Annotated in this window: 8 protein-coding genes; 3 read left to right on the plus strand and 5 right to left on the minus strand. The window is 38.1% G+C overall.

Annotated features, from left to right (window positions below):
* Position 1: 1 nt before the first annotated feature.
* Together XM47_RS15290 and XM47_RS15295 are read right to left on the minus strand one after the other, a co-directional pair.
* On the minus strand, positions 2–961 hold the full coding sequence (locus tag XM47_RS15290; RefSeq protein ID WP_048694402.1) for a glycoside hydrolase family 43 protein: 960 nt from the start codon (positions 959–961) through the stop codon (positions 2–4).
* Positions 962–998: 37 nt separating this feature from the next.
* Complete coding sequence (locus XM47_RS15295; RefSeq protein WP_048694405.1) at positions 999–2,360, minus strand: MFS transporter; 1,362 nt, start codon at positions 2,358–2,360, stop codon at positions 999–1,001.
* Positions 2,361–2,598: 238 nt separating this feature from the next.
* On the opposite strand from XM47_RS15295, the gene XM47_RS15300 reads away from it, so the two are divergent.
* Positions 2,599–3,564, plus strand: a complete 966-nt coding sequence (locus tag XM47_RS15300) for a glycoside hydrolase family 43 protein (RefSeq protein ID WP_048694408.1) — start codon at positions 2,599–2,601, stop codon at positions 3,562–3,564.
* A gap of 109 nt (positions 3,565–3,673) precedes the next feature.
* Here the strand turns inward: XM47_RS15300 and XM47_RS15305 are convergent, their stop codons facing one another.
* The 3 genes from XM47_RS15305 to XM47_RS15315 form a co-directional block, all read right to left on the minus strand.
* Positions 3,674–5,155: an aldehyde dehydrogenase family protein gene (locus XM47_RS15305; protein ID WP_053084586.1), complete on the minus strand. Its 1,482-nt coding sequence runs from the start codon at positions 5,153–5,155 to the stop codon at positions 3,674–3,676.
* A 398-nt stretch (positions 5,156–5,553) separates the two neighbouring features.
* The gene (locus XM47_RS15310) at positions 5,554–8,346 is read right to left on the minus strand and encodes a TonB-dependent receptor (RefSeq protein WP_048694410.1); all 2,793 of its coding nucleotides are present in this window, start codon (positions 8,344–8,346) and stop codon (positions 5,554–5,556) included.
* Between the two features lie 105 nt (positions 8,347–8,451).
* A complete protein-coding gene (locus XM47_RS15315; protein WP_048694413.1) occupies positions 8,452–11,982 on the minus strand; it encodes a LamG-like jellyroll fold domain-containing protein in 3,531 nt (1,176 codons plus the stop codon).
* Positions 11,983–12,821: 839 nt separating this feature from the next.
* Here XM47_RS15315 and XM47_RS15320 point away from each other — a divergent pair.
* Positions 12,822–13,682: a substrate-binding periplasmic protein gene (locus XM47_RS15320; RefSeq protein WP_078061932.1), complete on the plus strand. Its 861-nt coding sequence runs from the start codon at positions 12,822–12,824 to the stop codon at positions 13,680–13,682.
* A gap of 60 nt (positions 13,683–13,742) precedes the next feature.
* Complete coding sequence (locus XM47_RS15325) at positions 13,743–14,795, plus strand: aldose epimerase family protein (RefSeq protein WP_048694415.1); 1,053 nt, start codon at positions 13,743–13,745, stop codon at positions 14,793–14,795.
* The last annotated feature ends 52 nt before the right edge of the window (positions 14,796–14,847 follow it).

Raw genomic sequence — 14,847 nt, forward strand, 5'->3', positions numbered from 1 at the left:
CTCAAGCAGAAATAATATCTTGAATATCAGCAGGGGTCCCAAATACAGGGTTGCCTTGTTGATCCCAATTTAATTTTTTAACAAATGTATGGCGGTCTGGATTCCATAAAGGATCGCCTTCAATTTCTGTGTAATTACGCGCATGATAGACCAGTAAATCTTCACCTTCTTCGGACTGAGTAAAACTATTGTGTCCAGGGCCAAACATTTTAGCTGCTTCATTCGTCATAAACACAGGCTGGTCTGCTTTGTGCCAATTATCTGTAACCAATAAATCGGCTTGATCGTCTATTGATAACAAACCCATACAATAGTTTTCATCTGTCGCACTTGCTGAGTAAGTGACATAAATTTTTCCGTTTTTATGTAGTACAGCAGGACCTTCGTTGACCCAAAAGCCTCGGATTTCCCAATCAAACTCAGGCTTAGTCAAGATAACAGGCTCACCTTTAATTTCAGTAGGAGACTTCATTTCAGCAATATAAAGGTTTGAGTTACCCTGAATATCATTCTGTTTCTGCGCCCATAAGTAATATAATATACCCTTATGTTCGAAAACGGTCGCGTCCAAACAAAAAGTATCCATCCCTGTTTCAATCTGGCCATCAAAATGCCAGTTTCCAGATAAAGGATCGGCATCGTGGCAACTAATAACGTACATTCTATGCTGGAATAATTCGTCTTTAATTTCCCGCGTTGGCGCAGCTGCAAAATAGACATACCAAGCACCACGGACAAAATGAATCTCGGGTGCCCAAATTAATTCAGAATAGGGACCTGTTTCCGGCTTGTGCCATACAGACACAGTTTCGGCTGAACTTAACGCTTTAATCGTCTTAGCTTTACGCAACTCAATGCGATCATACTCAGGTACAGAAGCCGTGAAATAATAATAACCATCTGTATGCTTATAAATAAAAGGATCTGCTCTTTGTGGTATCAGCGGCTTAATAGCACTCATAAAAACTCCAAAATAAATACAACAATTAAACGCGCCTTCAAGCCGAAGTCTCGCTTGATGCTAAAGGTTTTAAAGATGATTTCATTTTATTGTAGTAATCATCTGTGATGACATACTTATACATAAGCATGCCGACTAAACTGTGAAACAATGCAGGTACAATACAAAGCATTAACGCAATACCAAACAACGACTCTGCTGTTTGCGCTTGATCTGGAACATAACCATAAAAGGCGAGCAAAATACCGACTAACCAGCCCGCAATACCCATACCTGCTTTTTGGAAAAACGTAATACCACCATAAGCAACGCCTGATACTCTGTCTTTATTTTTGTACTCACCATAATCGACAGACTCTGAAATAGCGGACCAAAAGACCGGGGCATGTAAATCAACAATAAAGGAAATTGCGAAGTAAAAAACAAGCGCTAAAATTTGATCGCCTGGCGAAACCGTGAAAAACATTAAAACGCTAACAACACCGACTAAAATTTGCGAAATGCGGAAAAGATTAACTTTGCAATAAACCTTAGTGATCCAAGTTGAAGCAACCATAGCTAGAATAGCGGCCCCCACTGATACAGATAGAAATAACGACTGAAATGCAGCATCTCCCCCTAAAAAGTATTTAGCATAATAAAGCGCAACCGCGGAACGGACGGCATAACCTATAGTGCCCAAAAAACAAACCGAAGCTAAAATAAGCCACTGATCATTTTTAAATAACACTTTAAATTGAGTAAAAAGGTGTCTTGAATCAACCGTATGAGCGATTCGCTCTTTAGTTGTCGCAAAACAAAAAAGTAATAAACCAGCACCGATAAGTGCCATTACGCCCATAGCGGCTTGGTAACCAGCCGCCACATCACCTTGCCAAATATCGGCATTGGCTAATTGAGGCACGATAATGGTAACTAAGAAAGCAGCAATTTTGGCACAAAATAAACGATATCCATTTGCTGATAAGCGCTCTTTAGGATCATCTGTCATCACCCCAATTAACGAAATATAGGGGATCGTCACTCCGGTAAACATCAGGGTCACAAAGATATAAGTGGAATATGCCCACACTAACTTCATGTTGTAATCAAAATCAGGCGTACTAAAAGTTAAAAAGACTGAAATGCCAAAAGGAATAGATAAGAATAAGAAATACGGACGATACCTGCCCCAACGACTTGTGGTTTTATCTGTTAATAACCCCATTAATGGATCGGTTACCCCATCAATTAACCGGACGAGTAAAAACATTAAAGCCATATCTTCTGGTTTTAAACCAAATACATCAGTGTAAAAAAAAGTCATTATCAAAAACATTGAAGAGATAACAACATTAACCGACATGTCTCCTGAGCCGTACCCTATTTTTTCTAACAAACTTAACTTTGCTGATTTCATATAAGAACCTAAGTAACAAACCACATTAAAATTAAAGCAACTTATGAGTTAATAATAAGACTAATCTAAAATTTAGCCTGATGTGTAACAATTTAAATTAATACATATTGTATTACTATTGCAAGTATAAAAGCAATATTATGATAATAAATAGTAAAAATTTAGTTTCAAAATATTTACAAGCAGCAAAAAGAATATAATAATACTATTATACATTAGTAATACAACAAGGTGCTATATGAAATTAATAAAATCGACTTTAACCGCTGCGCTAATTCTGACTTCGGGCTTATCAATTGCTAAAAACCCGATTATAGATAACGTTTTTACAGCAGATCCGGCTGCATTTGTACATAATGACACTGTGTATTTGTATACTGGCCATGATGAATCACCTAGCAATAACGTCTTCTTTCAAATGCATGATTGGTTGGTCTTTACCTCGAAAGATATGGTGAATTGGACACAACATGGTCCAATTATGCGTGCTGACGATTTTAAATGGGCAAAAGGTTCAGCTTGGGCTGCTCACATGATTGAGCGAGATGGAAAATTCTACTTTTACACAACAGTTCGACATAAAGATGACAAGCCTGGATTTGCGATAGGTGTTGGCGTTTCAGACAACCCGCTCGGCCCATTTAAAGATGCAATAGGCAAAGCACTCGTCACAGATGATATGACAAAACATACGCCAAATGACTGGGACGATATTGATCCAGCGATTCATATTGAAGAAAATGGCGATGTCTACATGTTCTTTGGTAACTTGGTTCCTAAATATGTAAAACTAAAAGATAATTTGATCGAGCTTGATGGCCCAATCAAAGTAATTGATGTGCCAAACTACACAGAAGCAGCTTGGGTACATAAAAAAAATGATAATTACTACCTCTCTTATGCTTGTGAGTTCCCTGAAAAAATTTGTTACGCGATGAGCAAAAGCATACATGGTCCTTGGGAGTTCAAAGGCGTACTGAACGAATTAGCAGGTAACAGTGAAACCAATCATCAATCGATTATTGAGTTTAAAGGGAAAGATTATTTCTTCTATCATACCGGCGGTTTACCACCTAAACCAGGGCAAGAAAGTGGAGGTCGATTCAGACGATCAGTTGCCGTAGAAGAAATGAAATACAACCCAGATGGTAGCATTCAAAGAATCATAATGACCACAGAAGGTATAACAGAACCAGTGAAATAACTTGCTTCTCTTCTTAAATAACAAAGGCTCTATTCAATATAGAGCCTTTGTTTACATAGAGCTAAATCAATATAAATTGAGATGATCAGCTGGAAATAAGCTAATACGGCTAAAATTTAAACCAAGTGTTCTTCATATTAGCGTATTGCTGTAACGCCCAAACTGACTTATCTTTTCCTACCCCTGATTGTTTAATACCACCAAAAGGTGCTGTCGCATCATCTTCACCCCAAGAATTAACATGCACACTGCCAGCCTTGAGCTGTCTAGATACTCTGTGAGCAGTCGAAAAATCATCAGTCCAAACCCCAGCAGCTAAACCGAAAGGTGTTTCATTGGCGATTTCAACTGCCTCTGCTTCTGATTTCACTGTAATCACAGATAACACAGGGCCAAAAATTTCGGCTTGAGCAATTTCCATATCGTTGGTTACATTAGTTAGAATAGTCGGCGCATAGTAAGCACCGCCTTTAACTGTCTCTAACTTATGCCCCCCACAAATTAGTTTTGCACCATCAGCTTGGGCATTTTTTACCAATTTATCAACTGTTTCTAAATGTTTGTGGCAAAAAGAAGCACCTACTCGACTATTAATATCTAATGGATTGCTAGGCTGGTAAATTTGCGCTTGCTCGAGCAGCAAAGGGATAAAATCTGCAGCTAAGGATTCATCAATTATGAGTCTGGAGGCCGCCGAGCAAATTTGGCCTTGATTAAAAAACAAGTGTCTAGCTAGAGTTTGGGCCGCAAAAGGCAATTGCTTGCAAGAATCTAATACGACAAATGGACTTTTACCACTACATTCTAACGCAATTCGTTTCAAATTAGATTGACCAGCATACTGCATAATTAACTTGCCAACTTGCGTGGAGCCGGTAAAAAAGACCCCGTCAACATCCATATGCTGAGCTAAAGCCTGACCCGTTTCTGAATCGCCTGTGACAACATTGAGTACACCTGCAGGTATACCAGCTTCCAGTGCTAATTCAGCGAGCTTAATTGCGGATAAGCTTGACTGCTCTGCAGGTTTTAATATCACAGAATTACCCATAGCTAATGCCGGACCAATTTTCCAAGCCGTCATTATCATAGGATAATTCCAAGGCACAATTGCAGACACAACCCCTAAAGGTTCGTGGGTAATAATACCTAACGAGTTTTCATTAAGCGGAGAACAATTATTATAAACTTTATCAATTGCTTCACCAAACCACCTGATACTCTGTGCAGCAACTGGCACGTCATCATATACTAAATTTTCTATTGATTTACCCATCTCAAGACAATCTAAAATCGCAAGATCGGCTATATGCGCTTCAATTAAATTGGCAAATTTAAATAAAATCGATTTTCGCTCATTAATCGGCAATTGCGACCAAACGCCACGATTAAAAGATCCACGAGCAGCGGCAACTGCAATATCGACATCTGAACGATTGCAAATAGGAATACTAGGGAGAACTCGATTATCAATCGGACTATTTTTAACTATGCATCTATCTGATTTAGGCTGATAGTGTCGACCATTAATGAATGGCAAAGTGGATGGGTTAATTGTCTCAGCAAGTGAAGACCAATCTATGTTGTGCATTTGAATCCCGTTACCAATAAGCTAAGATAAATCTTTAATAACTTGGGTTATTAATTTTTATTATGCTTCAATAATAAAAGATGTTTACAAATATACAACAATAAAGCGTTAAAAACGAATAAATAATATAAATATCACATTTTACATACTATAGCTAGAATCTCTTAGTCAGATTAATCTAGCAAAAGAAAGTTTATGGTTAACTAGTCAATGCTTTAACTTTCTAAACCCTGAATTCTAGCCAAGCCATCAGCTATGATTTAATCTCCTGATGAAGCCAGCTTTATAGTAGAAGTAAAGCTCTACTAAATTATAAATCCTAAAAACAAAAAATCCGATGACTTATAGCCACCGGATTTTGTGTTTAATCTCTTAAATATCAGCTTTAATTAACAATATTAAAAACTATATCTAGCACCTAAAGCAAATGTGCGAGAGAAAATGTTTGTAGCAAAGTTAAAGGTATCAACGTTACCTTTTCCGTAATGATTCTGGAACCTATCATCCAATATATTAGTTGCATCAAAAGTAAGGGTTAACTCATCTGACACATCATAACTAAACTGGAAGTCTAAACTTTGCTCAGGCTTACTCCAGAATTGAATCGGATTGGCAAAATTAGGCCCCTCATCACCACTGTAAAAAGCTTCACGCCAAACATAAGATAAACGCATGTCGAAATCTTCTTTCTCATAAAAAGCCACTAAGCTATAAGATGAATCTGATACGCCAGACATTTTTGAGTCAATAACTGCTGTTACTTCGCCCAGTTCATTAAAATCTTGCACAGTTTGAGATGAATCTAATTCAGTATAACTAGCTTGAAAACCAATACCGTCTAAGGTTTCAGGTAGGTTTTCAGGCACATAAACTAAACCAATTTCCAAACCAGATAACTCACCATCTGACGCATTCACAGGAGCACTTAAAATATAGTCACGCTCCACATCATCATTGCCAACTCGGCGAACGACTTTTCTACCACCAATCACTAAGCCTTCAATATCACGTTGGAAAACAGCACCGTATAAAGAGCTACCTGGTGAAAAATACCATTCTAACGAAAGATCATAATTGGCTGATTTGGTCGGTCTCAGATCAGGATTACCACCGCTTCCTGTTCCATAAGTAACACCTTCAGTGAGTGGATCAAACCAAAACTGCAGAGGACTTAAGGCATTATATTCTGGCATACGCAAAGTTTGTGTATAAGCAACACGACCAACGAGATCGTCTGTAATGTTCCAGTTTAAAGTAAAACTTGGTAGTACCTCACTTTGTTCACTTACACCATATCCGTCGTTATCATCAAAATCTAAAAACTCCATATTTTGCTTGTACTTGACATATCGAACACCAATTTCGCCATTAATGTCACCTAATTTATAATCAGCTGTAACATAGGCTGCCATTGAGTCTTCTGAAACATTGAATGTATTCGTATATTGGTTTTTCTCGTATTCATAAATTGAGCGAACCGCAGCCGCGTTATCTATCATGAAGAGACCATTTGCAACTGAATAACTGTCAAAAATATCAGCCGTTCCAAACATGTATTCATCGACAGTCTTAACAAATTCACCAGCATTATCCACACCCTCTTCCGTCAAGGCTTGGATCATATCCGGTATAGGTAATACTTTAGTTTTATTTTGCTCTCTTTGGTAATTTAGTGCATTACGTTGCTCAAGTTTCACACCAAACCTAACTTTATCGATAATATTATTGAAAAAGTATTCACCATCAACTTTCAGAGTTATAGAATCACCGTCTTGCTTTCCACCATTGTCGTATACTGTCCCTGTTTTCCAGTTAGCCGGATCTGCAAGATCTGATTCATCGATACTCGTTTCTGGGTTATCCCAAAAATGTAATCCTGGGACACCACCACTATGATTAAAATCCACATCTAAGCCGTATGCTTTACGATCAAATCGCATCGCAAAAAAATCCCCCTCAAAGGTACTGTTCTGCGCGATTAATTCAGCATTAATAGTTAAATCTAATGTCGGCATCCATTTGGCACCTAAAGCAAATAAATAGCTGTCTGTTTTGCCTGTTGTTGCATCACCACTTTGAAAACTATTTGGCGCATATACTTGACGCTCTTTAATAATGTTTGTGCCTTCTATTAATATAGGCGCATCAATAATCAAGTTGCCATTATTACCGTCTTCTTCAAAAACATTAGTAAACCACAATGAATTTTGTAATTCTTGACGATAACCCGTGTAAAAGCCTTCAGCTAATAATTCTAATTCATCATTTACGGCCCATTGCAATGATACACTGGCTGCAGGTCGTTTACGGTTTGCTTCACCGACTGTACCAAATACGGCATCACGCGCTATGTAATATGGAATTTCTTGCCCGTCTACAGATAAAGTCGAACCAGCTTCGCTGGGTAATCCATTCGTTGCGCCACGACCAGCATCCCAAAACTCATTAGAACCGTTATAGTTCATAATTTTATAAGGCTGGTGTCCAAAAGGTGCTTCCGACGTAAAAAATGGAAAAGCTGCACCAGCAACTAAACCATCATCGCGGTAATTTGTTTCAACATAAGAAACATTGACTAAAGCACCAAATTCACCTAGATCCGTTTCCCAACGATTACTTGCTAATGCACTTAATGCAGGATCAATTTTTTTAGATTGGTCTGCATAGATACCACGAGCAGCTAATACAACTTTAGAACCCGAAAACTTAAATGGTCTGTTAGTTTCAATATCGATCGAGCCCGCAATACCTCTTTCAGTTTGAGATGCTGAACGTGTTTTATAAACGGTAACATTGGATAACAAACTGGCAGGAATATCCTGCAGCGCAACCGCTCTACCAGTCCCGGTAAATACATCACGGCCATTCACTGTAGTATGAACGTCATTCAAACCTCGAATCGAGACTGTACTTGCTTCACCGCCGCCACGGCCAGTTACCTGAACCCCAGTTACACGTTGTAAGGCCTCTACAACATTATTATCTGGAAATTTACCTATGTCTTCAGCAACAATTGAATCAACAATTTGAGTATTAAAACGTTTGTTATTTAATGCTTGATTTAAACTACCTCTGATACCTTTTACTTGGATTACTTCAACATCTTCTTGTGTATCTTGCTCTGCAGCCAACACTGGCTGAGTTAATAATGCTGTAAAGACTGCACTGGCGATAGCTGATTTTGAGTACATATTTGTAGCTCCTAATAATATTAATTTTGCTTAAACAGCTGACTGCTTAAATTTGTTCTGATTGAGAGGGAACAAAATTCCCTCTACAAAAATCTTAACTACTGACTATTCGTTAGATGTAAGTTCGCCTTCATTAAACAGCTCACTAACTTTGCCTTGAGAAATTGAATTACCAAATATTTTCAATTCATCAATTGCACCGTTAAATGGCACATCCCAATGGTTGACACCCAAACCAAAGTAAGTTGTTCCACCAGCGCCAAATACATTTGGATAACCAACACCGTCAAATTTAAGCTCACCATTTAAGTAAAGTTTCACTTCACCGTTTGCTACAGAGAAAGCGACGTGTGTCCATTCCTGAGCTGGAATAGTGCCACCTGGCTCCGCATCGTACCAAGCTGTACCAGACCATAAACGAGTTGGACCACCAGCAGAAGGTACGAAACTGACCCAGCTAGAAGTGTTTACTCCACCGAAGAAGGTAGTAGTGTAATCCGTGATTACATTTGGTTTTAACCACATAGAAACAGCGTAGTCATAAGTTGTGATTAAATTATTTGGTAACCTCACACCAGAAGTACCATCGAGTAGAAGAGCATTACCCTTGACGCCTTCAACATATGAAACAGCACCATCTGTATTATCAATACGGTCACCCGTAACAGTGCCAGCCTCAGCTGAACCATTAAGTGCAGTTAAGTCACCTTCAAAACTGTATTCTGCTGGAGCAAGTGATTTAATAGTGACATCAAATACTTTTGTATCTGTGTAAAAACTACCGTCAGTTTTCTTAAAGGTGATAGTTGCAGTTAAAGTCACATCTTGGTCACCTAATTCACCACTTGGTTGAGTTACTATGGCTCGACCATTTCTAACTTCAAGATAGTCAGGGTTATCAGACACCCAACTAATACCAGAAACAAACGGACCTACACGTAATAAATCAAAGCTATCACGCACCGCACTGGTATCGCCTAAATCTAATGCAGCTTTAATAACGTCTGCAAAATCGTCTGGATCTGTCAGGTTATTTTTAGCTGCACCGTTAATGTCTAACGATGATAGCGCATAGTCATAAATGATTAATTCATCAATAGCGCCTTTAAATGGCAAATCCCAATGGTTAACACCTAATGCAAAGTAGCTACCAGCAGTACTAAACAAATCTTTATAGTTGTTAGCGCTAGCTTTAAGTTCACCATTTATATAAAACTTAGCTTCACCATTATTTACTGTAGCAGCAAGATGACTCCATTGACCTGTTGGTATTGTCATGCCTGAAACTAAGTCAACCCACTGCTCACTACCACTCCATAACATGGTTTGACCATCCCAGTTGCCTGGTAGAAAGCTTAACCAATTTGTATTATTTTGCGCACCAAAGAAACTGGTTGAGAAATTAGTAATTTCGGTCGGATTAATCCAATATGAAATTGTATATTGATAGCTGTTAATTAAATCATCAGGCAATCTGACACCAGATAGACCATCTAAAGATACAGCTTCACCTTTTTGTCCAGCGACATAAGCTTCTGTTCCGCCTGTATTGTCAATTCTGTCTCCAGTCATGCTAGCTGCAGCAAAATTACCCAAAGAAACGTTTAAGTTGTCTTCAAATTGATAATGTGCCACCGCATTTTTAAAAGCAGGACGAGCTTTTAAATCAACAGTGAAAGATTTAGTGGTGCTTTGGCCATTTAAGCTGATAGTGGCAACTAAATTGACCGTTTGATCACCACGGTCTGGTGTAGGGATAAAGATAGAACCGTCATTACTAATGTAATACTCATCGCTACTTTCCCATGTGATTTTCGCTCCGTTTCGTCCAATAGTAGGGATGACAAAGCTTTCTTCGTTTATTGTTAGCTCTGTTGGTAAATCAAGCGTTTGTTCAACATCTGCTAACACTTCTGCTGTTGCAGTAATATCATCAACCTTGCTTGCCCAAACGGTTGCATTTGCACTTGATAAGCCAGAAAGAGTTGCGACGACCTCTTGACGATGGTCATCCCATTGCCACTTAGCAACTGTATTGTATTTTCCAGATTCAAGTTCAAGTGCTACTTGCCCTTGATTTAACATGTACCAAGTACCAGTCTCGCTGCCTGTTATCGTATAATCCGCATTTAAGGCAATATGACCTGATAGCGTTGAAGCATTATTTACTTCGCTACCATGGTTAATAAATTTGTAATAACCTAAGACATCTTCTGAATTAACTAGGTTAGGTCCATCAATAGGTACATAACGTTGTGGTGATGCGACTAACCAACCCGCTTCATTGACAAACATTTCATGTACACGCACTTGATGAGCGTTAGCGTTATTTGGAAACTCTGTCGCAGATTGAGGAAAACGAGTATGAGTTACCAATAAATGACGGCCTGTTGCTTCATCATAAATGGCTGAATTATGACCCGGCGCGTTATAACCCCAAGATTCAGCTTCTTCAGCAATTTCTTGGGTATAAACGAAACCACCCATTAATTTAACACCTACGTCTAATCCTGGAGCACTCGCAATGTCATTACCCGCTGCATCTAAATATGGACCATCTGGTGTTTTTGATCGTGCAATACGAATGTTATAGCCTTCGTCATATGCAAACCCTGCGGTTGACACCATTAAATAATAATAGTCACTTTCAGGACTATAAAATACGTACGGACCTTCAATAGCACGGAAATCACCGCCGACTAAGTGCTTGCCGTAACCCTGACCGACAACAGGTTTACCAGTTGCTTCATCCATTTCTAAGACAAAAATACCACCAGAGTATGAACCATAAACCATCCATAAACCGCCTTCTTTATCATAAAAGGCAGTTGGGTCGATAACGTTAGGATCGACAGCTCCGTTCCAAGTAACCTGATCATTATCAAGCGGAAAATCGGCAAATTCAGGGAATACAGTTTGTGTTTGATAAAGCGTATTACCATCCGCATCTTTTAATTCATTACCATCGGAATCCGTTTGCGGGATTGGATGACCATCACCGTCTAAAATATTTTCTTGGACACTTCTGTAACCAGAGCGTAAGAAAATACCTTTATCTACATATGGTCCTTCAATTGAATTAGCTTCGGCTAAGCCTAAATATGAACGGTTCCAACACACTTCATCCCTATCATCAGTATCTGGATTGTCTTGAGCACAGTGGTTGTAATAGAACCAATACTTACCATTTGGTGCTTTAATTACATTGGCAGCCCAGTTACCAGTAAAACCGTCTGTCCATGCGATACCTTCAGCAAATTCACCTGTGTAGTTAAAATCAAATAATGGACTTTCATTTACATTAGCATTATTCGACAAACTAGAAATCATTTCCCAGTTCATTAAATCCGTGGATTTAGCCGCGGCTAAATGCGAACCAAAAATATAATAAGTATCTACACCTTCAACATTAGCCTTCACAATAGAAGGATCGTGTACACCCACATTTGTAAATTTAGCTGCACCTGTAACTGAATCCAAGTGCTCTGTGCTTGGTGAACTTGGTTGGGTGCTTGGGTTTGCGACACCCGGATTACTTGGCGCCACAGTGGTTGATAGTGATTCACCATCATCTGTGCCACAAGCTGAAATGGTTAAAACACTGCTTATAACTAGTGCTATTTTATTTAGTTTCATTAAATGAACCCTCTTTCACTGAGATATTTTTCATTTGTCATTTGGATGATAAATGCTATGTGCGTTTGTAATTAATCTATAAAACACAATATGGTAATTTAATAATACTATTTAATCTGTGTCAATAACTTTGCATTAGTAAATTTTTTGTTAATTATAGTTAGATTGTGAGAACTTATATGTTAATTTAGGCTTAAATGCTTGCGGGCTGTCGGGTTTAATAGAAAATAGTACTCAAAATTTTAAGTATTATTTATAGTGAATTTAAATAAATTACATAGCTCATCAAAAACTTTCTTTCTTAAATCCATTCAATTTTCATTAAGTTAATAACAAATAACGCGAGTTATATATTTATATATCACTGAGCTAACGAAAAAAATGCTAAAAAATTGACACTATTGCGAAGAACATAAGAGCAAATTGGCCCCTCAAAATCTTCTGTAAGCCTAAGTTAATACAACGAATACCAATAAGAGCTGACTTTAGCGACTTCTTAGATAATTACTTTGATTGGATTTAGCCCTGACTTAGGTGATAACGAGTCTCAACAAATACATTTATGTTGATATTTTTGGTACGACTTGAATCCGTCCATTCAAGTGCAGCATCTATTACTGCAAGTACTGGCTAGCAATAGCTAAGCTCGCCACATTTAATTTTGCGATCTAATAACCCAGTTGATTTGTACTTAGGCACTACAAATACAGGGTCAAAGCTTAACTTTGTATAATCACCCCACTCATAAATTTTTGTACATATAACAACCACACGTTCTACTTGTATCCGAATACACACAAGTATATAGTAATACTATATTGTTAATTTGAGGTGTGGTTATGGCTAGATTAATTAGTTTCTTCTTTTATTTTTGTCTTTTCTCAAGTGGTGTTAGCGCCAGCATCATAATAAATCACAACAAAGTGACAGAGATGGGAGAAAAAGAGGCTTACCAATTCGGGTTATTAAAACTGGCACTTAGTTATGACAAAGGCAATGACTATATATTTCAAGAAAGTAAACGCTACATACCTCAGACAAGCATGATCGAACAGCTCAAGACAAATAAACTAGATGTAGCTTGGACTGGCACGTCAAAAGAGCTAGAAAATAGCTTAACGCCTATTAGGATCCCACTTTATAAAGGTTTACTCGGACACAGAATTTTCATTATTCGAGAAGGCAACCAAGCTAAGTTTGACCAAATAAAAAGTTTATCTGAACTGAAATCACTAACAGCCGCTCAAGAGCGTAGCTGGGCTGATACTGCCATTTTACGCAGCGCAGGAATAAAAGTGTATGGCACTAGAACTTATGAGAATTTATTTCATATGCTAGAAGGTGGACGCTACGATTATTTACCTCGCGGAGTTCACGAACCTTGGGCTGAAATTGCAAGTCGTCCCGAGTTACCTTTAACCGTAGAAAAAAACCTACTTGTAAAATACCCTATGCCGGCATACTTTTTTGTTAATAAAGAAAACCAAGCCTTAGCCCAAGCTATTTATAGTGGACTAGATGCTGCAATCAACGACGGTACTTTTAATGATTACTTCTTTAATAACCCTATGATTCAAGACGTAATTGAAAAGGCAAATATTGAGCATAGATTAGTATTTGAAATAGAAAACCCGTCAATTCCAGAGCAAACCCCATTCCAAGACAAACGATTGTGGTTAGATACCAAAAAATTACATTAATTAATCATATTATATTTTTAAAATTTGAGATTCCCAAGTCAATAGCTTTAGGCAAACAAGATGGTCAAACAAACTTATTATGGCACGCTAGCAAATGGCGAAATAGTCACTCAATATACACTAACTAATCAACAAGGTACTGAGGTAAACGTGATTAGCTACGGTGGTATTATTACATCGTTTAGAGCTATTGATAACCAAGGTAAGCTGGGTGATATTGTTTTAGGATATGACAAGTTAGACGATTATCTAACAGACGTTAATTTTTTTGGCGCGCTAATCGGCCGTTTTGGTAACCGCATTGCTCAAGGTAAGTTTGAACTAGAAGGAAAAAGCTATCAAGTTGAGCTCAATAATGGCGAAAACCATCTCCATGGAGGGTATAACGGCTATGATAAAAAAAATTGGTCAGTCACACCTTACGTAAAAGATGGCCAACAAGGATTAAAGTTACAACTATTGAGTGAAGATGGCGATCAAGGCTATCCAGGCAATGTTTTTGTTCAAGTTGATTACTTACTGACTCAAGAAAATGAGCTTGTTATTCAGTACCAAGCTATCACAGACCAAGCCACTTTAATCAACCTAACCCAACATACCTATTTTAACCTAGCAGGACAAGGCAAGATTTTATCGCATGAATTAATGATAGATGCCGAACAGATAACAGAAGTTGATTCAGGTTTAATCCCAACCGGAAAACTAATTGATGTGGCGGATACACCTTTTGATTTTAAGCGATTAACCCCTATCGGCCAGCATATCGAAGATTCAAATACCCAGCTTAAATACGGTTTAGGTTTTGATCACAACTATGTTCTAAATAAAAAATCTACAATCGATTTTGCATTGGCAGCTAAAGTAGTAGAGCCAACGACAGGCAGAGTCTTAGAGGTCTTTACAACTGAGCCTGGCATCCAATTCTATTCAGGTAACTTTTTGGATGGTCAATCAAAAGGCAAAGGGCAAAGCTACCAGCAAAGAAGTGGGTTTTGTTTAGAACCACAACATTTTCCAGATTCACCGAATAAAGCGCACTTTCCTTCTACCGTGTTGAAACCAGGTCAAAAATATAACTCAAAAATGATCTACAAACTCAGCACAATAAACTAATCACAAAACCAAGCGGCTTGCTCAAGTCGTCTAATATAAATAATTGCACTCA

This window comes from Catenovulum maritimum (genome assembly GCF_001050375.1).
Lineage (GTDB): Bacteria > Pseudomonadota > Gammaproteobacteria > Enterobacterales > Alteromonadaceae > Catenovulum > Catenovulum maritimum.